We start from the raw sequence: 19,576 nt of genomic DNA, 5'->3' as shown, positions 1-19,576 counted from the left end.
CGGGGGCGTATTGCCTCAGAGTCAAACCTGTGTTGCGAAATTTTTTATGACACGCAGTAAGGATAGGTGACATCAATTGAGCGTGCAGAAGAATGTGTGCCTGTGTTTCAGCCCAGGGAGAGAGGGAAAGTTGTATGCGTTGTTTTTTGTAGTCCAAGCGCTGAAACCATTCATCAGGGATTAGGCGCGCATTATACGCTTAAAGATGCGCAAAAGGGAAAGAAAAACAGCGTTTCAAAAATTTTATCTGGTGATTCACAAAGGATTGTTATCAAGGCGTTAAGGTTCCCTTTCAGGATGTTGCGCCAGCGGAAAACCTTCTGTCAAACGCCGTAAAAAGACTGGGCGAGTCCACATATTCGTTCCAAAACTATGGATTGCTGAATTTATGCATTGCGGCCCATACCAATGCCCACGCGGCATATCGCTGTAAGTTATAAGATATTCCATTTCATTCATTCAAAAGCTAATAACGGCTGTTTACTATCGTTTGGACATCCATACTGCTAAACCGCCACAGGCGAACGGATTACCTTAAGAATGATAGTACTCAGGAATATTTCGAAGATTTTTGACAACGGAAAAGTGGCGCTGACGGCCGTTGACAACGTGAACCTGGCGATAGAGCAGGGACAGATTTACGGCATTATTGGCTACAGCGGCGCGGGTAAAAGTACATTAATCCGCCTGCTTAACGGACTGGAAAAACCGACTACGGGCAGCGTGACCATTAATGGGCAGGATATCTCCGCAGCGAAAGGCGAAGCCCTGCGCCAGGCGCGGCTGAAGATCAGTATGGTGTTTCAGCACTTCAACCTGCTGTGGTCCCGTACGGTGAGCGAGAACATCGCTTTCTCAATGCAGATTGCCGGGGTGCCAAAAGCTAAAATTAAAGCCCGGGTGGCGGAACTGGTAGAGCTGGTGGGTCTGAAAGGCCGCGAACAGGCGTATCCCTCCCAGCTCAGCGGCGGGCAAAAGCAGCGTGTCGGCATTGCCCGTGCGCTGGCGAACAGCCCTGACGTTCTGCTCTGCGACGAAGCCACCTCAGCGCTGGATCCGCAGACCACCGATCAGATCCTCGATCTGCTCCTCGACATTAACCGTCGTTTCAGGCTGACCATTGTTCTCATCACCCATGAAATGCACGTGGTGCGCAAAATCTGCGACCGCGTGGCGGTGATGGAAAATGGCAAAGTGGTGGAAGAGGGCGAAGTGCTGCAGGTCTTTACCCACCCGCAGCAGCCGATTACGCAACAGTTTGTGCGTCAGGTCAGCCAGTACGCTGAAGAAGAGACCTTTAATACGGAGCTGGCGAACGCGCTGGAAGGCACCGTCATCAAGCTGACCTTCACCGGCCACAGCACCCACAAGCCGATTGTCGGGGAGCTGACCCTGCGCTACAGCCTGCCGTTCAACATCCTGCACGGCAAAATGACCCAAACCGCTCACGGCGTGTTCGGCCAGCTCTGGCTTCACGTGGTGGCAACAGAAGAACAACTGAACAATATCCTCGCCGATTTGCAGCACAGTGATATTGAAGGCGAGGTAATTAAACATGGCTGAGAATCTTTTTCCGCACCTGAAATGGGACCAGCTGTGGGCCGCCACGCTGGAAACGCTCTACATGACAGCGCTCTCTGGCGTCGCGACCTTTGTGCTTGGCCTGGTCCTCGGCCTGGCGCTGTTTTTAACCGCCCGGGGTGGCATGTTCCACAACCGCACGGTTTACAGCGTGATTTCGATTGTGGTGAACGTGTTCCGCTCGATCCCGTTCATCATCCTGATTGTGCTGCTGATCCCCTTCACCAAAACCGTGGTGGGAACCATCCTCGGGGCGAATGCGGCGCTGCCCGCGCTGATTGTTGGTGCTGCGCCGTTCTACGCCCGTCTGGTGGAGATCGCCCTGCGTGAGGTGGACAAAGGGGTGATCGAGGCGACGCGCTCAATGGGCGCCCGTCTGAGTACCTTAATTTTTCGGGTTTTACTGCCGGAATCATCCCCAGCGCTGGTCTCAGGGATCACGGTAACGCTGATTGCACTGGTCAGTTACAGCGCAATGGCAGGGGTGATTGGTGCCGGTGGTCTGGGAAATCTGGCTTATCTGGAAGGATTCCAGCGTAACCATGGTGACGTCACGCTGGTGGCAACGGTGACCATTCTGATCATCGTTTTCATTATCCAGTTCTGCGGCGACATCATTACTTCACTGTTAGATAAACGCTAATAATACAAACACAGGAACCATCATCATGAAAAAAACACTGACGTTGATTGCCGCAGCAACCCTGAGCGCCCTGAGCTTTGCCGCCTGGGCTGATACCCTGACCGTGGGGGCGTCCAACACCCCGCACGCCGAAATTCTGGAGCAGGCGAAGCCGATTCTGGCGAAGCAGGGTATCGACCTGGAGATCAAACCGTTCCAGGATTACATCCTGCCGAACACCGCGCTGGCGGGTCGTGACATCGACGCCAACTACTTCCAGCACATTCCCTATCTCAACAGCGTGCTGAAAGATCACGCCGGTGATAAAGAGTACGATTTCGTCAGCGCCGGTGCGATCCACATCGAGCCGATCGGCATCTACTCCAAAAAATACAAATCGCTGAAAGACCTGCCGGAAGGCGGCAAAATCATCATGCGTGATGCCGTCTCTGAAGAAGGCCGTATCCTCTCTATCTTCGAGAAAGAGGGTGTGATCAAACTGAAGCCGGGCATCGACAAAGTGACCGCGCGCATCAGCGATATCGTAGAGAACCCGAAAAAACTGCAGTTCACCCCGAACGTTGAAGCCTCTCTGCTGCCGCAGATGTACAACAATGACGAAGGGGCTGCGGTGGTGATCAACGCCAACTACGCCATCGACGCCGGTCTGGATCCGGTTCACGACCCGATCGCGGTTGAGAGCGGTGAAAACAACCCGTACGCCAACATCATCACCGTGCACCGTGGCGATGAGAAGAAGAAGGACATCGTGGCGCTGGTCGATGTCCTGCACTCAAAAGAAATTCAGGACTGGATCCGCACCAAATACAAAGGCGCAGTGATCCCGGTTAACAACTAATCCCCTGATTCTGCTTTTAAAAAGCCCGGTGAGTTTCTCGCCGGGCTTCTTTTTTGTATAAGACTAATGAATGCTTTAAGCTGGCGTTTTCGGGCAATGGAGTGAAGATCATGGGCAATGTAACCAAAGACGAAGCGCTGTATCAGGAGATGTGTCGCGTGGTAGGCAAAGTCGTTCTTGAGATGCGCGATCTCGGGCAGGAGCCAAAGCATATTGTTATCGCCGGGGTCCTGCGCACCTCGCTGGCGAACCAGCGAGTAAAACGCAGTGAGTTAACCACCCAGGCGATGGAAACCGTGGTGAAAGCGCTGGCCGGTTAAACCGTCAGCGTTTTGCCAGCTGTTCAATCCCACTGCACAGCAGGTAATACACCACGCCTGTATAGACAAAATAGCCGCCGGGTAAATCTGCACCCGGTTGTTCACCTGACCTGCCACTGTCGTCAGTTCCGGCACGTTAACGATAAAGGCCAGCTGGATACGCTTCCATCATCACCCCTGGCCGCCAAATGCCAAGTTTGTCTTTGCTCTATAAAAACACGCATGAACAGTCTGTTACGCTTCAATAAACGGATGGCGTGCTTTTGCAATTCACGCAAATCCTCTGCCGGAATCGGCATTTCACTGGGCAGGCGATTGCTGTTTAACTGCATTCAGGTTGAGCAAAGAGGAACACAGCATTGAACAGACTGATGAGTAGGTTACGGCGGTTTTTTGCAGCGCCACCGGAAGGCACAGAGAACAGCGCGCAACGTATTATTGAATCCATTTTGCCGGTTGCCAGCCTCTATGGCGTGGACATCGCCACCATCGACCCGGAGTGGTTCCATGAGCAAACGCAACGCTGAACACCGCCTGGTGCGGGAAACCTACTGGAACGAGGTGTGCGTTCTACCGCGCACATCTCGCCATTCTGGACGCTAACATCCAAAAAACACCGCAAGTTTTGTCCCCGGCCTGGCTTCCTGCTAAGGTCTCTGGCGTCTTCTCCCTGCGCCAGTTAAATGAATGAACAGCCAAAATTTTCAAAAACGTGGGATCCTGATCTGGCTTGTGCTCTGTCTTCTGAGCAGCGTGTTGCTGTATGCCGAACAGATACGCCGTCAGTTCTGGGATCTGGACCGGGATTTTGCCCTGGCCTTTACTGAGGCTGGCGCGGTTCTCACCCAGAATGAGTCGGTACTGCCGCTGTTGAATGGCGATGAAGATCTTGCGGCGCTGCGTAAAAAATTCCCGCAAATCCTCGACCTGCAAAAGACCCAGGGACGCGCCCTCGACGCCGGGCGGGTGGAGCCTGTGGGTGACACGCAATACTGGCTCTACAACCCCTGGCGACAAATCCGCGTGCTGATCGATACCCGGTCGGTGATCAGTGCCAGGCCGCATTTTACCCGTCTCGCGCTCGATCTGCGTGGTGACGCGTCGCCACCCCCGGCAGACGCCTTCTGGCACTGGCAGCGTCAATTTACGCTGCATACCCAACCCTTTATCCTGCGGGCCGACGCCCGACCGGCGTGGCTGGACATTGCCCTGCTGCCGTTTTTACTGCTCTGGCTGGGGTGGGCCGTGGTGATTGCGGCGGGCGGGGTGATCCTCTGGCAGCGTAAGCAACGGCAAAACGCCGACCAGCGCGCCAGGTATTATCAGCATGCCCGGCTCAACACCCTGGGGGAGATCACCGCAGGGATTGTGCATGAGATCAACCAGCCCCTGACGGCAGCCCAGACCTGGATCCAGGGGGCGCAGCGCCAGTTGCGGCAGGGCAATCCAGAGGCGGTGTCTCAGACGCTCGGGTCGGCGTTGGTGCAAACCCGGCGGATAGATGATCTACTGACCCGCTTTCGCGAACACGTTACCCAGGAGACAGTCACCCTTGGCGACGTGGATCTGGTCAGTTGCTGGCAACAGGTCGGGAATTTGCTGGAGCACGAGCGCACCGCCAGACACATTCGCCTTACCCATGACTTTGCCGCGGATGCCCGCACGCTCTGTGCCGACCGGCTGTGGCTGGAGCAGGTGCTGCACAACCTTCTCAGCAACGCCATCCAGGCGCAGCAGGAACGTGCGGCGGGCTGGGTGCATATCCGCAGCTTGCGCAACGGCGATGTTATCCATATCGACATTACTGACGGCGGGCCGGGCTTTACCCCGGACGCCCTACACAACGCCTTTATGCCCTTTTACAGCGGGCGAGAGGGCGGTACTGGCCTGGGCATGACCCTAACGGAGTCGTTAGTCACCAGAATGAATGGCACGCTGGCGCTGGATAATGCCCCGGAAGGCGGCGCCAGGGTCCGGTTGCAGTTTGCTTATTACGGGAGTCAGGTAGATGGATAACGTCATCTGGTTAATTGATGATGATGCGTCGGTCAGGGAGTCGCTGGTTTTTCTGCTGTCGGGGATGAACTGGCGCGTCGAGCCATATGAAAGTATTGCGGCGTTTATGGCCGCCCACTGCGCTGAACAAGCGCTGACCGGCTGCCTGTTGCTCGATATGCGGATGCCGGGCAAAGGCGGCCTGGCCTGGCTGGAGGAGGGGGCATGGCCCTGGCCGCTGCTGCCGGTGATCCTGATGACCGGTCATGGCACGATCGATGCCTGTCGGCGGGCGTTTCATAATGGGGTGTTTGAGTTTTTCACCAAGCCGCTGGATGCCGACAAGCTAATCGAATCCATTACCGTCGCGCTGGCAGAGAGCCAGCAGCGGGTGGTGCGCTGGCAGGAGGCAAAACGGGTCAGGGCGCTCTTTGAACAGCTCACCGCCCGGGAACACGAGGTGCTACTGGCCCTGATGGAGGGGAGCAGTAACAAGGAGGTCGCCGCCCGCCTGAATCTCTCGCCCCGCACGGTGGAAGCCCACCGGGCAGCGGTGTTCGTTAAGCTGGGAGTCTCAAGTCTGGTGCAGGCCATCCGGGAATACGACAAATTGCCATCCGTAGAACTACCAGGATAACTGCGTAATCGACCGAATAACATTTCATCGCGCGCTTCGGTACGCTGCCTCTGTTTCCACTTACCAGAGGATGTGCGATGAAAAAGTTGATGATGGCGGCAGCATGTGTAGCAGGGATGGTCAGCATATCGGCGCATGCCCAGTCCGTTACGCAAAAGAGTCTCTCCCTGACCCAGGCGAACGCGTTAGCCAGCGCGGCCATTCAGGCCTGTACGGCCAAAAATTATCAGGTCAGCGTCACGGTGGTGGATCGTGCCGGGGTGGTGAAAGCGGTACAGCGCACGGACAATGCCGGTCCACATACCCTGAAAGCCAGCGAGATGAAAGCGTTCACCGCCCTCAGCACCAAAAATGCCTCGGGCAAAGTGATGGAGTCTGCCCAGAGCAACGCGGGCGCGCAGAACCTGCGTGATATTCCGGGCCTGCTGCTGCTGGCGGGTGGTTTGCCGGTTAAGGAAGGAGAGGAGGTGATCGGGGCTATCGGAATTGGCGGTGCGCCGGGTGGGCATCTGGATGAAGCCTGCGCTCAGCAAGCAATCGACGGTATGAATAAGTCGTAATCAGTGCCCGGCGGCGTTGCGCTTGCGTGGGCCTGAAACGTAACGCCCCGGCAATCGTCCGGGGCGTTTTACATCAGATCTTGCAGGCGTCGCCGCAGTCATCGTCCGCTACAATTGCCTGCGCTTTTTTATCAGCGTCTTCAAGGCGTTCTGCGTTACGTTCTTCTGCTTCATCCAGCCCGTCAAACACCAGATTGTTAAGATCAATTTCCATCATTTACCTGCTTTGTTCGGTTTTTGTTCCAGGTCGTATTATAGAGCAAAATACCGGGCTAAGGCACGCCAGCGCACATAAGGATAATCCTTGCCATACTCATGCAGTATTCGGCTAAGGAGACGTCATGATCACCATCTGCAAAACCTGCGGCACGTCGTACGACGTGGTCCGCGAACCGCAACAGTGCGCCATTTGCGAGGATGAACGCCAGTATGTGCCCGCGACGGGGCAGGAATGGGTGGATTTCACTACCCTGACTACCACCCACACGAATAAGTGGCAACAGCTCGAAGACGGTCTTTTGAGCCTCAAAACCGTTCCCGCCTTTGCCATAAGCCAGCGGGCGATCCTGCTGCGAACCCCGCAGGGTAACGTGCTGTGGGACTGCATCGCCAACCTCGATCCTGCCACCCACGCGCTGGTGACGGCGCTGGGCGGGATCGACGCCATTGCCATCTCGCACCCGCACTACTACACCACCATGCAGGACTGGGCCGCAGCCTTTGATGCGCCGGTGTATTTGCATGGAAGCGATCGGCAGTGGGTGATGCGGGACAGTCCCGCGCTGCGCTTCTGGGAGGGGGATTCTCTGGAGATTATGCCTGACGTCACCCTGGTCAGGCTTGGCGGGCATTTTGCCGGAGGCACGGTGCTGCACTGGAACCAGGACGGGGGCGTGCTACTGGCGGGCGATATCCTGCAGGTGACCCCGGGAAAAGACGCGGTCTCCTTTATGTGGAGCTATCCGAATATGCTGCCGCTGCCGGCAAGCGCGGTGAGCGAGATCGCTGCGCACCTGGACAATGCGCGCTTCGAACGTCTCTACGGCGCCTTTGAAGGGCAGAACATTTCTGCCGATGCGCGGGAGATTGTCATACGGTCCGTCCAGAAATATATTGCTTGTCTGAACTCGGGCGCGGTGGGTAAACTCAAAAAACCGTGATCTCGATCATGCCTGTACAATCACAAAAAAATGAGACATTGCTATGCAACATATCATTGAAGGTTTTCTCAGCTTTCAAAAAGAAGTTTTTCCGCAACGTAAAGACCTCTTCCGTAGTCTGGCCTCCAGCCAGAATCCCAAAGCGCTTTTCATCTCCTGTTCTGACAGCCGTCTGGTGCCGGAATTAGTGACCCAGCAGGATCCAGGACAGCTCTTTGTCATTCGTAATGCTGGCAACATCGTGCCGCCTTTCGGGCCAGAGCCAGGCGGTGTTTCCGCCACCATCGAATACGCCGTCGTGGCGCTGGGTGTCACTGACATCGTGATCTGCGGCCACTCCAACTGCGGCGCGATGAAAGCGATTGCCGACAACGCTAACCTGGAACCGATGCCTGCCGTGTCGCACTGGCTGCGTTACTCCGATGCCGCCAAAGCGGTGGTGGAAAATAAAAGCTGGGAAAACCCGACTGACAAAGTGAATGCCATGGTGCAGGAGAACGTTTTCGCCCAGCTTAGCAACATCAAAACTCACCCTTCCGTGGCGGTCGGTCTGCGTAACAACGCCATCCGCCTGCACGGCTGGGTTTATGATATCGAAAGCGGTAGGATCCTCGCCCTGGATAAAGATTCGAAAACCTTCGTCTCCCTGTCCGATAACCCGGGCGTTTACTTCGAGTAAATCTCCACGTTCAGGGCGGGATGACCCGCCCTGACTCCGCTTAAGGCAAGGCCTCCAGTCTGCGACCCGCGCGGCGCGCCGTTTCAGGCAACAGATCCACTGCCGTTACGTAACCGTCTGGATCAAGACAGCGATTGGCGGCTCTGGCCTGTTCAAGCACCTTCTCATCCCAGTAGATGCGCTTACGCTGATCGCCCTGGGTGGTCAGAATGCACTCCATGTCGCCGTCCAGCGCACGATAACGCCGCCAGCTGTTCTCCGGCACTGAAATAACGGAACGCTCAGGGGCGATAATACTCACCTCTTCCCCTTCCACATTCCACGTCACCTCCAGGGTTCCCTTAAAGACCATGATCACCTGCACATCCGGGCACAGGTGACGACCGACCACGTGATCTGCCGCCAGGCGCAGCCACTCTACCGAGAAGCCGTGTGGGTTGACGATGGCGGGGGCCGCGTGTTTGTCCTGGCTGATGCCGAACCCAATCACCGGCGCGATCTCACCGCCGTGGCCCGGCAGGACCGAATCAAGTAACCCCGCCGCAGACCATTGACGATCCTCCCCGGTCACCGCCCGCTGGCGCATTTCTTCAACAGAGTAGTGACGCAGGGCGGCGATCTCGTCTGCCGGCAGCGGCGCGAGCAGCGCCGACGGTTCAGGCAGGGTATCCCCCGCGTTCACGTCGATGAGCATATTCTCTTTGCTCAGGTACAGGCCGTACTCGCTGGCCGCGTCCAGAATCGACGGGTGCCAGATGATCCCCCCGGTGTGGTTACCGCCCAGCACCGTGTAGACCATGCCGCAGGTCTCTTCTTTACTGACGTTGGTAAAGCCGCGGAAGATCCAGGTCGGTATCGAAAGAATGGCCGGGGCGCTGAACTCCGCTTCGTTTTCACCGTTCGCTCCCCAGCGAAAACGCCAGGTGCCCTCATGAATTAAAAACACTTCGGCGGTGAAGTGCAGGTGCAGGTTATTGGTTACCCCTTTCGGCATGGCTGCGGCACCGATGTTAAAACCGTGCGGCTCCGGGATGTTTACCATCTGGGCAGACGACTGGGTTACGCCCGGGCCAATAAAGGAGTAGTTCTGCTTCAGGTGCGAGCCGGGAAGTTTGCAATCGATAAACGCCAGATTGCAGGAGACCATATCTTCAGGGGCAACCAGACGGCTTCTGGCCTGTTCCGGGGTAATGTGACGTGCTTTCATGTTCTCTCCTGTTAATAGCCTGATGCGCCGGTAGTGGGGATAGCGTTGCCGCGCGCCTGGGCGACAGCCTCGCGCGAGGCGCGGCCAAGTTGCATGACATCGTTGGCAGGGGTGACAAACTGGAAACCTTCGCTGATACGTCGGGCGGCAGCTTCGCCGGAGGTACAAAAGATCCCGGCGATTTTTTGCCTCTGGCGACACTGGCTGACCACCCGCTCAACGGCGGCCAGCATCTCCGGGTGACGGGATTCGGCGCTGGCGCTGCCGGTCAACGTCAGGGAGAGATCGTTAGGGCCGATAAACACCCCATCCAGCCCCTCGGTGGCCAGGATCGCGTCAAGATTCGCCAGCCCTTCGCGGGTTTCGATCATCGCCAGCGTCAGAATTTCGTCATTGGCGTGCTGCGGGTAATCGGCCCCGCCGTACAGCAAGCCGCGTGCCGGACCAAAAGAGCGGTTGCCCAGCGGCGGGTAGCGGCAGGCGGCGACAAAGCGTCGGGCCTCTTCCGGGGTGGAGATCATCGGGCAGATAATGCCGTAAGCACCGGCATCCAGCATGCGCATGATCTGCGCCGGATCGTTATCAGCAACCCGCACCAGCGGCACCGCCGGAGTGGCGGAGAGCGCCTGCAACATGGACAGGGCGCTGGCGAAATCGATCATGCCGTGCTGGAGATCGACGGTCACGGCGTCATAGCCCTGATGGCCGAGGATCTCGGCGCTGTAGCTGGAGGGGATCGCCAGCCAGCCGTTGATAATGGCGGCGTTGTTATGCTCCGCCCTGAGTTTATTCTTGCGCATCTGAACACTCCTGAATCCACTGGCGTAGCGGGGGCGCAACCTCTTCGGGCGCCTCCAGCAGCGTAAAGTGCCCGGCAGAGGTGAGGGTGACGCATCTCGCCTGCGGGGCGCTTTGGGCAACCAACTGGTGGTGATGGGGCGTGCAAATAGGGTCATGCACGCCGTTAATAACGATGATGGGGCAGGCGAGTGAGGCCAGCGCCCCGCGATTATCCCGCCGGGTCAGAGCGATCTCTGTTTGCGTGACGAAAGTATCGAGGCCACTTTCCTCTGCCATCCGGCAGATGAGATCGTGTAAGGCCTGATCATCCGTACGTGACGGCGCGACGTACTTCGGCCACAGGCTGGCGGAGAGCCAGTGCGTCAGCCCCTGTTGCCGGGCGGCGTTCACCGCCTCACGCCGGGGTGCGGTATTTTCCGGTCGGTCGGCAAGGGGGTTGACCGACAGCAGCGCCAGCCCGGCAATCCGCCCTGGGGCGTCGGCGGCCATCTGCAGCGCCACTATCGCCCCCAGTGAGAAACCGGCCAGCAGGAAACGCGGCGGCAGATTGGCGAGCAACCGCTGCGAAGCCTGCACAGCCGAGGTGTCTGTCGTTAGCTCAGGGCAGATCGCAGCAGACACATTGAGCTGGTCGAGAACCGGCTGCCAGAGCCGGGCGTTACAGAGCGTGCCGCCAATCAGCACCAGCGGCAGGGTGCGATGACTCTTTTCCATCTCATGCCTCACGTTGCGGTCCAGCCGCCGTCAACCATCAGCGCGCTGCCGGTGATCATCCCCGCGGCGTCGGAGGCCAGAAACACCACGGGTCCCATGATGTCTTCCAGTTTGCCCAGACGGCGCAGCGTAATGTTATCCAGCACGTAGCGGCGAAAATCGGGTTCGGCCAGCGACGGCGCAGAGAGTGCGGTCTCAATAAAGGTTGGACAGAGGGTGTTGACCCGGATCCCGTCTTCACCCAGCTCCAGCGCCATGGCTTTGGTTAACCCCTCCAGCGCAAATTTCGATGCGCAGTAGACGCTGCGACGCGGACCGCCGACGTGCCCCATCTGCGAGGAGAGATGAATGATCGACCCGGCGATCCGCTGGTCACGCATCCGCGCTGCTACCCGCTGGCTGATAAAGAAAGTGGCCCGCACGTTGACCGCCATTACCGCGTCGAAGCTGGCCTCGCTTGCATCCAGGAACGGCTCGTGGCGCGCCAGCCCGGCGCTGTTCACCAGAATGTCGAAAACGGGCAGTTCAGCGAGCACCGCCCCGACCTGCGCGACATCGGTAATATCCAGCGCCACCGGGTGCAATACCCGCCCGTGTTCTGCGGCGAATGCGGCGGCGGCCTCCAGCGCCTGGCGATCACGGGCGGCGATCCACACCTCCGCCCCGGCGTGGGCCAGCGCGATGGCGCAGGCGAACCCCAGTCCTCTGGAGCCGCCCGTCACCAGGGCGCGCTTGCCGTGCAGGCCAAAGGAGGGCATCTCAGGAAAGGTCATGGGTTACACCTTCTCTCTGACCGGGGCAGGGGTGGCGTAGGGCACCTCTGTCTGACCGTAGCGACGCACGCGAACGTTGGCCTGCTCGGCGTGTCCGGCAAAGCCCTCCAGCAGTGATAACCGCGAGCAGTAGCTGCCGATCTCCGCAGTTGCCTCATCGCTGAGGACCTTCTGCCAGGTACAGGTTTTCATGAATTTGCCGACCCACAGGCCGCCGGTGTAACGCGCGGCTTTTTGCGTTGGCAGGGTGTGGTTGGTGCCAATGACCTTGTCGCCGTAGGCGACGTTGGTGCGCGGGCCGAGGAACAGTGCGCCGAAATTGGTGAGGTTTGCGAGGAACCAGTCGTCGCGGTCGGTCATCACCTGCACGTGTTCAGAGGCGATGCAATCGGCCTCGGCAAGCATTTCGTCGTAGCTGTCGCAGACGATGATCTCTCCGTAGTCGTGCCAGGCCTGGCGGGCAATATCGGCGGTGGGGAGTTTTTCCAGCAGACGGTCGATCTCCCGCAGCGTCTCTTTGGCCAGTGCCATTGAGTTGGTCAGCAGAATGGCGGGGGTGGTAACGCCGTGTTCGGCCTGTCCCAGCAGGTCGGTGGCGCAGATTTCGGCGTCAACGGTGTCATCGGCAATCACCAGGGTTTCGGTTGGACCGGCGAAGAGATCAATGCCAACCCGGCCAAACAGCTGGCGTTTGGCCTCTGCCACAAAGGCGTTACCGGGGCCGACCAGCATATCCACCGGCGCCAGTGTATCGGTGCCCAGCGCCATCGCGCCAATCGCCTGAATGCCGCCGAGGGCGTAGATCTCCGTCGCCCCGGCCATTTTTTGCGCCGCCACGATCGCCGGAGCCGGCTCGCCACCGAACGGCGGGGCGCAGCTGACGATGCGGGAGCAGCCCGCGACGTTGGCAGTAATAATCGACATGTGCGCCGAGGCCAGCAGCGGATATTTCCCGCCCGGGACATAACAGCCCACGGCATTAATCGGGATGTTTTTATGGCCGAGGATCACCCCGGGGCGGGTTTCAATTTCCAGATCGCGCAGACAGTCTTTTTGCGCCCGGGCGAAATTAAAGACCTGCTCCTGGGCGAATTCAATATCGCGAATATCCTGACGACTTAATTTGCCGATGCAGGCATTGATTTCCGCCTCCGTCAGGCGATAATCTTGCCGGTCATAGCGATCAAATTTTACCGATAATTCGCGAATGGCTTTATTCCCGCGTTTTTCTATATCCGCCAGAATAAGCTCCACCGTCTCCCTTATTTGTCGCTGTGCATCCTGACGTTCCTGAATGGGTTTACTGGTTTTAAGTCTATAAGCCACACTATTTTCCTTCTGTATTTATGATGAGGGATACCCTCCCGGCGGGCCGGGATAATGTCATCGGAAATAAAATTTACTGGTCGCGCGCGGGCGCGAGGGAACTGGAACTGTTAATCGATAATTCAGCCGTTGCGGGTGTTTTACGGGAATTAACCCAGCGGACGGAGAGCGGGGTCGCCAGCGCCGCGACGACAGACAGGGCGGCAATAAACAGATAACCGGACGACAGGTTAATGTGTTGCATCATCACCCCCATGATCACCGGCCCGGCAAACATGCCGCAGGAGTAGATGGTCTGGAACAGCCCCATCCGCGTGGACTGTTCATCGGAGGTGGTGTTGACCACGCTCAGGGACATAAAGGCCGCAAACGCCATCCCGAAGGAGAATCCGGCCAGAGCCTGTAACAGATAGATCAGATACAGATTGCTGGTGAAGGGGATGCCAAAGGTCGACACCACCTGCAGCACAATGCCCAGCACCGCCGTTTTCATCAGACCCAGACGCTGATAGAACACGCTACTGCACAGGGCAATTGCCAGGGCATAGAAGATCAGATGGATATTGCTGAGCAGCGTTAAGATCCCGGCCCGCCCGCCCAGTTGCTCGGCGTAGATCGGCGTCAGCGTATCGCGGGTGGCAAAGGGCACCAGGATGACGAGGGTGGCCAGAATACCAATCAACCACACCGAACGGTCGGCCAGCTGCACGCGCGCACCGGCGATACAGGCTTTCAGCGTCGGGGCTTTGACCGGGTCATGCACGTCGCGAATGCGGGTGGTCAGGATCAGCGCCACCAGCGCCGAGACGCAGGAGACGAAAAAGGCGATGTTGTTATTAAAATAGTGAATTAACAGACCGCCGATGCAGTTGCCGAGGAACACCCCCAGCGGCCCGGCCAACGCCAGCAGCGCCACGGCGGCCGGCGCTTCTTTCTGGTCGAAGTAGCGAATAAACAGGATGTTGTAGAGTACCCAGGTAGCCGCGGTCACCCCGTCTGCCGCTTTCGCCAGATACAGGGTAAGGGCGTTCGGCTCCAGCCAGGCAAGAGGCCAGGCGATGATCGGCAGAACCAGCGCGAACTGGATGAAGATTTTTCGACTCTTCACCACATCGGAAACAATCCCCAGCGGGAAGCGGATTAGCAGGGTCGCCAGACCGCTGGCCCCCATGATGATCCCCATCACCTGCGGCTCCATCCCCTGATTGATCATCATCGGGGCCAGAAACGCATCAATGCTATGAATACAGATAAAAAACAATACGCTGATGATAAAGAACAGCCGGGCTTCCGGTCGGCGTAACAGTGCTCGAAACATGGTTGTGAACCTCTTAAAAAGTAATGGGTTATAACCAGCCAAGTACAACCTTTACCGGCTCACTCCTTTTGGATACTGCCCAATCTGCCCGGTACCATGACGGTGTGAAAACTGCGCTGCATACGTATTCAAAAATTGAAGTTACGAAAAGGTTTCAATTTTGTAAAGGCTGTTTGTAACCATTGTGAAAAAAATAATTCTGGCTGTTGCATACGCATGCAAAGATGGTGTAAGTATAAAAAGTACCCGCTTCCTGAGGCACCGTTTTGCGGGGAACAGGGCGGCTGTTCGGTTTAACGTCTTGAATCTGTGCCAGAATGGGGAAGCGAAAGGGATAAGGAACACAGAGTAATGAAACGTAAGACTTTTACAGCGGTGACCTCACAACAGGTGGCGCAACTGGCGGGCGTATCACAGTCGGCAGTCTCCCGCACCTTCACGCCCGGGGCGAGCATTTCACCGGCCACCCGTGAGAAAGTGCTGAAGGCGGCGCGGGAGCTGGGTTACCGGCCAAACGCCATAGCGCGTTCGCTCAACACCGCCCGCTCGCGGATCATCGGCGTAGTGATCTCCTACTTTGATAACCAGTTTTACCCGAAGGTGCTGGAGGCGCTGGCGCAAAAGCTGGACACGCTGAATTATCACCTGCTGCTGTTTGTCGGCGATCGGGAAGGAAACGTTGACCGCATTTTCGACCAGATCATGCAGTACCGTGTGGATGGGATTGTGCTGGCCTCGGTGACGCTGTCGCTGGATCTGTCGGAGGAGTGTCTGGCTGCGGGCATCCCGGTGGTGCTGTTTAACCGCAGCGAAGAGAGCGGCATGGCCTCGAGCGTTAACAGCAATAACGAGGCGGCCGCCCGGCAGATTGCCGAATTTTTACTGGCGGCAGGTCATCAGCGGTTTGCTTACGTGGGCGGCGTGGCGGATTCGTCCGTCAACCTGGCCCGTCAACGGGGGTATCTGGCCGCTCTGCAGGAGCAGGGGGTGGAGGACGTCCGGGTGGTTAATGGTAACTACGATGCGCACCAGACCGCCCGCGCGGCTTACGCGCTCTTTTCTGCCTCGCCCGCACCGGATGCGATCTTTGTCGCCAACGACCATATGGCCGTTATCGTGATGGACGTGGCGCGTTACGAGTTTGGCCTGCGCATCCCGGAGGATGTCTCCATCATTGGCTATGACGATATCGGCCCGTCCGGCTGGGCCTCATATGCCTTAACGTCGGCCTCGCAGCCGGTAGAGGCGATGGTTGCCGCCACGGTGGATCTCCTGCTGAAGCAGATCGACAGCGGCACTATTGAACCCGAACAGGTTATCGTCCCGGGCCGGCTGGTGGTTCGCCACTCAGCGCGCCGCCCGCATAGGGGCACTATCGACGCAGAGGGTAATTACGTGTTCCAGACCCAGGAGGACAAATGAGCAGATTGCCAGGGTTCAGCCCCCAGTTCGACTCCATTCAACAGTTTATTCGCACCCTGACGCACGTGGTCTGGGAGCAGAAGGACATTGGTCAACTGGCTGACTTTTACGCCACGCCGGTGGTCTTTATCACCCCGGAGAAACAGCTCACCGATCTGCCGCAGTTTATGCGCCTGACGCTGGAGGCGATGCACAGCTTCCCCCAGCGCACCGTGCTAACGGAAGACATCCTGGCGACGCAAAACCCAGGCGATGAGCATTACGCCGCCCAGCGAACCATCGCCTGTATTCGCCATCAGGGAGAGGGCTTCTTTGGCCCGCCGACCGGGAAAACCGTCTGGGTGCGCACCTGGGCAGATCGTATTTGCGCCGAAGGGGCAGTGCGCCAGGAGTGGCTGCTGCAGGACCGGGCGGCAATAGTGGCGCAGCTGGGGCTTAACGTGCAGGAGTTTGCCCGCAACCTGGGTGTTATGCAGAATCAACTGGGGATTGCCCGCGAAAGCGCCGAAACGCTCGACGCCCGCTGGGCGGGTGGGCCGGAAGGTGATGATGTTGAGGGGCCTGTCGCCGGCGTGGTGGAGCGTTATCTGACCATGTGGGCGGGAGGCAACAGTGGTACCGTGCCGGGCCTGTACCATCCTGCCGCCACGCTGTATGCGCCTGGGCACAGCATCGGCACCGGAGAGCAGGAGATCGCCGCGCTGCTGTCAGGCTATCGGGCATCCTTTGCGGACAGCGAAGTGCAGCTGCACCATTTGATCGTGCGCCGGGATCCCAACGAGCCGGTGCGCATTTCGCTGCGCTGGTCGCTCCTGACCTGGCACGACGGCTACGGTAAATTTGGCGTGCCAACCCGTAAACCGGTCTCCATTACCGGTATCAGCCAGCTTGAATTACGCGATGGTTTAATTATTCGCGAATATCTGGGTATTGATGAATTAGCTATCTGGTCACAAATCGTTAATTAAGCGGAGGTAAGTCTCCGCACTCTTTCTTATCTGAACGTGTGTTAAATCCGCCGCAATATTTATTGCGGCTCACTTCTCCATCCATTTCGGGTGCGGGATCGTATTGTCTGAAAACAGAAGCAGGAGAACGCATGTCTTCAACCGAAGCAACAAATAAAGCTCCAGCCGTACCTGAGAAAAATAATAAACTTATCCGCGAAGAACCCGTATTACAGGTTGAGCGCCGGGACTTTATCGATTTAGTGCCGGAGAAACGCCAGCGCGTACAATCATTACGGGGGTTCGATGATTGTTATACCGATATTGTCGATTACATCGTGCGTTGCACCCATAAAATATGGGATGAACGCGACGTGGGGTTAATTTATACCCACTATACGCACAACTGCGTCTTATATAACGCGCTGGGCACGCTCTATACCCGCGAGCAGGTGGTGCAGGATACGCTTCAGCGCCTGGTGGCGTTCCCGGAACGCCGCGGCATGGCGACACAGGTTATCTGGAACGGCAACGACGTCGATGGCTTCTATACTTCGCACCTGGTGACCGGCAGCGGCCGCCATACGCAGTTCAGCCATTTAGGTAAACCGACCAACCGCACCTTCGTTACCCGCACCGTGGCCGACTGCATGATCCACGAAAACAAAATCTACCGGGAGTGGGTGGTGAGCGACAACATGTCGCTGATGAAGCAGCTGGGGCTGAACACCGACGAGATTGCCTTCAACATGGCGAAGGAGCAGTTTGACAAGGGCTTTCGCGTCACCGACATCGGCGAAAATGGCCGCATGCTGGGGCAGTATCCCCCGGAAATGGTCTGCGATGTCTCCATTGCCCATACCGATACCGAAGAGCAGTGCCTGCGCTGGCTGCACGAAATCTACAACCGCCGGATGCTGGGCAAGATCAAAGAGGTCTATGCGCCGAACGTCCAGTGGCACGGTCCGCTGATGAAAGAGCTGTACGGCACGGCTTCCGTGACGCACCAGACGCTGGCGCTGATCGGCATGATCCCTGACGGCGCCTGGCTGCCGCAGCATATCTGCTCCAACCCGTGCGATGAGGGCGGCACCAAAGTGGCGGTTCGCTGGATCATTGAGGGCCACCACCTGGGCTATGGCGAGCTGGGTAAACCGACCGGCGAACGCCTGTTCGTGATGGGCATGTCTCACTACCACATTATCAACGGCAAAATCGTCGATGAGTGGGTAATTTACGATCACCTGGCGCTGCTGGCGCAAATCAAACTGGGTCAAATGGAGGAAGCGTAATGTCTGTACAGTCAATTGTTGACCAGGTGAGCTGGATCAAACGTCCTCAGGGGCAGGATGCCCAGGCCGACCGGTCGTTAACCGACACGGTAAGCGCCATTATTGAACGTGTTAAAGCTGAGGGCGACGAGGCGCTGAAAGCTTTCTCACAGCAGTTTGATAAGGTGGTTCCGGCGCAGTTTGAAGTCACCGCCCACGAGATCGAAACGGCGCTCAGCGAGATGGACCCCCAGACCCGCCGGGACAGCGAATTTGCTATCCAGCAGGTGCGCCGCTTTGCTGAGGCCCAGCTCGCCACCATACAGCCGCTGGAGGTTGAAACCCTGCCAGGCGTCCATCTCGGGCACCGCATTATTCCCGTCCAGACGGTGGGATGTTATGTGCCAGGGGGCCGCTACCCGATCCTCTCCGCGCCGGTAATGTCGATTGTGCCTGCCACGGTCGCCGGATGTGAACAGATTATCGCCTGTCTGCCGCCCGGGGCGCACCCGGCGATGATTGCGGTCTGCCATCTCGCAGGCGCACATCGGATCTTTAAAATTGGCGGCGCGCAGGCAATCGCTGCTATGGCCTGGGGAACCGAGAGCGTGCCGGTGGTGGATAAAATCGTCGGGCCGGGTAACGCCTTTGTCAACGAGGCCAAGCGCCAGGTCTTTGGCAAGGTGGGGATTGATGCCCTGGCCGGGCCGAGCGAGATCTTTACCATCGCCGACGACAGCGCCGATGCGCGCATTATCGCCGCCGATCTGCTGGCTCAGGCCGAGCATGATGTCCACACCCGCGTGGGGCTGGCGACCACCAGCCAGTCGATTGCCGAGGGCGTGCTTGCGGAAATCGAACGCCAGCTGACATCACTGCCTACCGCCGTCACCGCGGGCGAGGCCTGGCGTCGCCAGGGCGAAATTGTGGTCTGCGACAGCGAAGAGCAGCTGATTGCTTTTGCCGATTATATGGCGACCGAGCATCTGCAGGTGCATACCCGGGATCCACACGGCACGGCATCGAAAATCCGCAACTACGGATCGCTGTTTATCGGGCAGAATGCGAGTGTGGTGTTCTCAGACAAATGCTGCGGCACCAACCATACCCTGCCGACCATGGCGGCGGCGCGTTATACCGGTGGGTTGTGGGTGGGGGCTTACGTTAAAATCTGTACCCACCAGTGGATCGACGAGCAGGGTATTGCCGCGATTGCGGAACCGGCGATTCGCCAGAGCCGTACCGAGGGGATGCAGGGGCACCGTCGTGCCGCAGAGATCCGTCTGCGCCCGCACGATCTTGATGCCATCACCTCCGGGCTGCGGGACTAAATGCAACGGGAGGTCGGGCGCGGGCCTGGCCTCCGGCATGGCGGCGTTGAACA

At 58.0% G+C, this 19,576-nt stretch carries 22 protein-coding genes and 1 pseudogene; 15 read left to right on the top strand and 8 right to left on the bottom strand.

From position 1 onward, the window contains the following. Window positions 1-66 precede the first annotated feature (66 nt). From ACF8PE_RS01590 to fumD, 5 genes are all read left to right on the top strand, one after another. Window positions 67-336 carry a hypothetical protein gene (locus tag ACF8PE_RS01590; RefSeq protein ID WP_155166630.1) on the top strand — a complete coding sequence of 90 codons (270 nt, stop codon included), beginning with the start codon at window positions 67-69 and terminating at the stop codon, window positions 334-336. Window positions 337-540: 204 nt separating this feature from the next. Beyond that, window positions 541-1,563: a methionine ABC transporter ATP-binding protein gene (locus tag ACF8PE_RS01585; protein ID WP_144837701.1), complete on the top strand. Its 1,023-nt coding sequence runs from the start codon at window positions 541-543 to the stop codon at window positions 1,561-1,563. Beyond that, window positions 1,556-2,224 (top strand): methionine ABC transporter permease, encoded by a 669-nt coding sequence (locus tag ACF8PE_RS01580; protein WP_032617773.1) that lies wholly within the window; start codon window positions 1,556-1,558, stop codon window positions 2,222-2,224. The genes ACF8PE_RS01585 and ACF8PE_RS01580 overlap by 8 nt, the downstream gene beginning before the upstream one ends. 25 nt (window positions 2,225-2,249) lie before the next feature. Beyond that, entirely contained in the window at window positions 2,250-3,062 is an 813-nt protein-coding gene (locus ACF8PE_RS01575) for a MetQ/NlpA family ABC transporter substrate-binding protein (protein WP_032617774.1), read from the top strand. Window positions 3,063-3,172: 110 nt separating this feature from the next. Then, window positions 3,173-3,382: a fumarate hydratase FumD gene (fumD, locus tag ACF8PE_RS01570; protein WP_032617775.1), complete on the top strand. Its 210-nt coding sequence runs from the start codon at window positions 3,173-3,175 to the stop codon at window positions 3,380-3,382. A gap of 4 nt (window positions 3,383-3,386) precedes the next feature. Here fumD and ACF8PE_RS01565 read toward each other — a convergent pair. After that, window positions 3,387-3,547, bottom strand: a pseudogene (locus ACF8PE_RS01565) (amino acid ABC transporter permease); the annotation flags it as partial. 206 nt (window positions 3,548-3,753) lie between these two features. Here ACF8PE_RS01565 and ACF8PE_RS01560 point away from each other — a divergent pair. The 4 genes from ACF8PE_RS01560 (at window position 3,754) to ACF8PE_RS01545 (ending at window position 6,574) form a co-directional block, all read left to right on the top strand. Further along, entirely contained in the window at window positions 3,754-3,909 is a 156-nt protein-coding gene (locus tag ACF8PE_RS01560) for a hypothetical protein (protein ID WP_165717320.1), read from the top strand. 160 nt (window positions 3,910-4,069) lie between these two features. Next, a complete protein-coding gene (locus ACF8PE_RS01555) occupies window positions 4,070-5,398 on the top strand; it encodes a sensor histidine kinase (RefSeq protein ID WP_392494354.1) in 1,329 nt (442 codons plus the stop codon). Beyond that, window positions 5,391-6,014 carry a response regulator transcription factor gene (locus ACF8PE_RS01550; protein WP_032617778.1) on the top strand — a complete coding sequence of 208 codons (624 nt, stop codon included), beginning with the start codon at window positions 5,391-5,393 and terminating at the stop codon, window positions 6,012-6,014. Before ACF8PE_RS01555 ends, ACF8PE_RS01550 begins: the two co-directional genes overlap by 8 nt. Window positions 6,015-6,091: 77 nt before the next feature. Beyond that, window positions 6,092-6,574 (top strand): heme-binding protein, encoded by a 483-nt coding sequence (locus ACF8PE_RS01545; protein WP_032617779.1) that lies wholly within the window; start codon window positions 6,092-6,094, stop codon window positions 6,572-6,574. Window positions 6,575-6,647: 73 nt separating this feature from the next. On the opposite strand, the gene ACF8PE_RS01540 is transcribed toward ACF8PE_RS01545, so the two are convergent. After that, window positions 6,648-6,788, bottom strand: coding sequence for a hypothetical protein (locus ACF8PE_RS01540; RefSeq protein WP_032617828.1), 141 nt, complete (start codon window positions 6,786-6,788; stop codon window positions 6,648-6,650). 127 nt (window positions 6,789-6,915) lie between these two features. On the opposite strand from ACF8PE_RS01540, the gene ACF8PE_RS01535 reads away from it, so the two are divergent. Then, window positions 6,916-7,734 carry an MBL fold metallo-hydrolase gene (locus tag ACF8PE_RS01535; RefSeq protein ID WP_392494353.1) on the top strand — a complete coding sequence of 273 codons (819 nt, stop codon included), beginning with the start codon at window positions 6,916-6,918 and terminating at the stop codon, window positions 7,732-7,734. Window positions 7,735-7,777: 43 nt separating this feature from the next. After that, window positions 7,778-8,413, top strand: coding sequence for a carbonic anhydrase (locus ACF8PE_RS01530; RefSeq protein ID WP_032617781.1), 636 nt, complete (start codon window positions 7,778-7,780; stop codon window positions 8,411-8,413). 40 nt (window positions 8,414-8,453) lie between these two features. Here the strand turns inward: ACF8PE_RS01530 and ACF8PE_RS01525 are convergent, their stop codons facing one another. From ACF8PE_RS01525 to ACF8PE_RS01500, 6 genes are all read right to left on the bottom strand, one after another. Next, the gene (locus tag ACF8PE_RS01525; RefSeq protein WP_032617782.1) at window positions 8,454-9,620 is read right to left on the bottom strand and encodes a hypothetical protein; all 1,167 of its coding nucleotides are present in this window, start codon (window positions 9,618-9,620) and stop codon (window positions 8,454-8,456) included. Window positions 9,621-9,631: 11 nt separating this feature from the next. Further along, the gene (locus tag ACF8PE_RS01520; protein WP_032617783.1) at window positions 9,632-10,420 is read right to left on the bottom strand and encodes an HpcH/HpaI aldolase/citrate lyase family protein; all 789 of its coding nucleotides are present in this window, start codon (window positions 10,418-10,420) and stop codon (window positions 9,632-9,634) included. Next, complete coding sequence (locus ACF8PE_RS01515) at window positions 10,407-11,135, bottom strand: alpha/beta fold hydrolase (protein WP_032617784.1); 729 nt, start codon at window positions 11,133-11,135, stop codon at window positions 10,407-10,409. The genes ACF8PE_RS01520 and ACF8PE_RS01515 overlap by 14 nt, the downstream gene beginning before the upstream one ends. Before the next feature lie 8 nt (window positions 11,136-11,143). Then, entirely contained in the window at window positions 11,144-11,908 is a 765-nt protein-coding gene (locus ACF8PE_RS01510; protein ID WP_032617785.1) for an SDR family NAD(P)-dependent oxidoreductase, read from the bottom strand. 3 nt (window positions 11,909-11,911) lie between these two features. Beyond that, window positions 11,912-13,234, bottom strand: a complete 1,323-nt coding sequence (gene hisD / locus ACF8PE_RS01505) for a histidinol dehydrogenase (RefSeq protein ID WP_051916137.1) — start codon at window positions 13,232-13,234, stop codon at window positions 11,912-11,914. Between the two features lie 73 nt (window positions 13,235-13,307). Beyond that, window positions 13,308-14,552, bottom strand: a complete 1,245-nt coding sequence (locus tag ACF8PE_RS01500; RefSeq protein WP_032617786.1) for an MFS transporter — start codon at window positions 14,550-14,552, stop codon at window positions 13,308-13,310. Window positions 14,553-14,903: 351 nt separating this feature from the next. Between ACF8PE_RS01500 and ACF8PE_RS01495 the strand changes: the two genes are divergently transcribed. The 4 genes from ACF8PE_RS01495 to hisD (ACF8PE_RS01480) all read left to right on the top strand — a co-directional run bounded on the left by ACF8PE_RS01495 (window position 14,904) and on the right by hisD (ACF8PE_RS01480) (window position 19,523). After that, window positions 14,904-15,974: a LacI family DNA-binding transcriptional regulator gene (locus ACF8PE_RS01495; RefSeq protein ID WP_392494349.1), complete on the top strand. Its 1,071-nt coding sequence runs from the start codon at window positions 14,904-14,906 to the stop codon at window positions 15,972-15,974. Continuing rightward, the gene (locus ACF8PE_RS01490) at window positions 15,971-16,942 is read left to right on the top strand and encodes a nuclear transport factor 2 family protein (RefSeq protein ID WP_059308126.1); all 972 of its coding nucleotides are present in this window, start codon (window positions 15,971-15,973) and stop codon (window positions 16,940-16,942) included. Before ACF8PE_RS01495 ends, ACF8PE_RS01490 begins: the two co-directional genes overlap by 4 nt. A 131-nt stretch (window positions 16,943-17,073) precedes the next feature. Next, entirely contained in the window at window positions 17,074-18,213 is a 1,140-nt protein-coding gene (locus ACF8PE_RS01485) for an ester cyclase (protein ID WP_032617790.1), read from the top strand. Then, the gene (gene hisD, locus ACF8PE_RS01480; protein ID WP_032617792.1) at window positions 18,213-19,523 is read left to right on the top strand and encodes a histidinol dehydrogenase; all 1,311 of its coding nucleotides are present in this window, start codon (window positions 18,213-18,215) and stop codon (window positions 19,521-19,523) included. Before ACF8PE_RS01485 ends, hisD (ACF8PE_RS01480) begins: the two co-directional genes overlap by 1 nt. The last annotated feature ends 53 nt before the right edge of the window (window positions 19,524-19,576 follow it).

This window comes from Leclercia sp. GLN_9 (genome assembly GCF_043105735.1).
Taxonomy (GTDB): Bacteria; Pseudomonadota; Gammaproteobacteria; order Enterobacterales; family Enterobacteriaceae; genus Enterobacter; species Enterobacter adecarboxylatus.
Note: the sequence above shows the minus strand (reverse complement) of the source record. Positions and strands in the feature narration are given on the sequence as shown.

Bases quoted from the DNA above. Each gene is read 5' to 3' on its own strand.
- ACF8PE_RS01535 (WP_392494353.1), top strand. From the start codon at position 6,916: ATGATCACCATCTGCAAAACCTGCGGCACGTCGTACGACGTGGTCCGC.
- ACF8PE_RS01560 (WP_165717320.1), top strand. From the start codon at position 3,754: ATGAGTAGGTTACGGCGGTTTTTTGCAGCGCCACCGGAAGGCACAGAG.
- ACF8PE_RS01495 (WP_392494349.1), top strand. From the start codon at position 14,904: ATGAAACGTAAGACTTTTACAGCGGTGACCTCACAACAGGTGGCGCAA.
- ACF8PE_RS01540 (WP_032617828.1), bottom strand. From the start codon at position 6,788: ATGGAAATTGATCTTAACAATCTGGTGTTTGACGGGCTGGATGAAGCA.
- ACF8PE_RS01510 (WP_032617785.1), bottom strand. From the start codon at position 11,908: ATGACCTTTCCTGAGATGCCCTCCTTTGGCCTGCACGGCAAGCGCGCC.
- ACF8PE_RS01500 (WP_032617786.1), bottom strand. From the start codon at position 14,552: ATGTTTCGAGCACTGTTACGCCGACCGGAAGCCCGGCTGTTCTTTATC.
- ACF8PE_RS01545 (WP_032617779.1), top strand. From the start codon at position 6,092: ATGAAAAAGTTGATGATGGCGGCAGCATGTGTAGCAGGGATGGTCAGC.
- fumD (WP_032617775.1), top strand. From the start codon at position 3,173: ATGGGCAATGTAACCAAAGACGAAGCGCTGTATCAGGAGATGTGTCGC.
- ACF8PE_RS01550 (WP_032617778.1), top strand. From the start codon at position 5,391: ATGGATAACGTCATCTGGTTAATTGATGATGATGCGTCGGTCAGGGAG.
- ACF8PE_RS01530 (WP_032617781.1), top strand. From the start codon at position 7,778: ATGCAACATATCATTGAAGGTTTTCTCAGCTTTCAAAAAGAAGTTTTT.
- ACF8PE_RS01515 (WP_032617784.1), bottom strand. From the start codon at position 11,135: ATGGAAAAGAGTCATCGCACCCTGCCGCTGGTGCTGATTGGCGGCACG.
- hisD (WP_032617792.1), top strand. From the start codon at position 18,213: ATGTCTGTACAGTCAATTGTTGACCAGGTGAGCTGGATCAAACGTCCT.
- ACF8PE_RS01585 (WP_144837701.1), top strand. From the start codon at position 541: ATGATAGTACTCAGGAATATTTCGAAGATTTTTGACAACGGAAAAGTG.
- ACF8PE_RS01580 (WP_032617773.1), top strand. From the start codon at position 1,556: ATGGCTGAGAATCTTTTTCCGCACCTGAAATGGGACCAGCTGTGGGCC.
- ACF8PE_RS01525 (WP_032617782.1), bottom strand. From the start codon at position 9,620: ATGAAAGCACGTCACATTACCCCGGAACAGGCCAGAAGCCGTCTGGTT.
- ACF8PE_RS01485 (WP_032617790.1), top strand. From the start codon at position 17,074: ATGTCTTCAACCGAAGCAACAAATAAAGCTCCAGCCGTACCTGAGAAA.
- ACF8PE_RS01555 (WP_392494354.1), top strand. From the start codon at position 4,070: ATGAACAGCCAAAATTTTCAAAAACGTGGGATCCTGATCTGGCTTGTG.
- ACF8PE_RS01490 (WP_059308126.1), top strand. From the start codon at position 15,971: ATGAGCAGATTGCCAGGGTTCAGCCCCCAGTTCGACTCCATTCAACAG.
- ACF8PE_RS01575 (WP_032617774.1), top strand. From the start codon at position 2,250: ATGAAAAAAACACTGACGTTGATTGCCGCAGCAACCCTGAGCGCCCTG.
- ACF8PE_RS01520 (WP_032617783.1), bottom strand. From the start codon at position 10,420: ATGCGCAAGAATAAACTCAGGGCGGAGCATAACAACGCCGCCATTATC.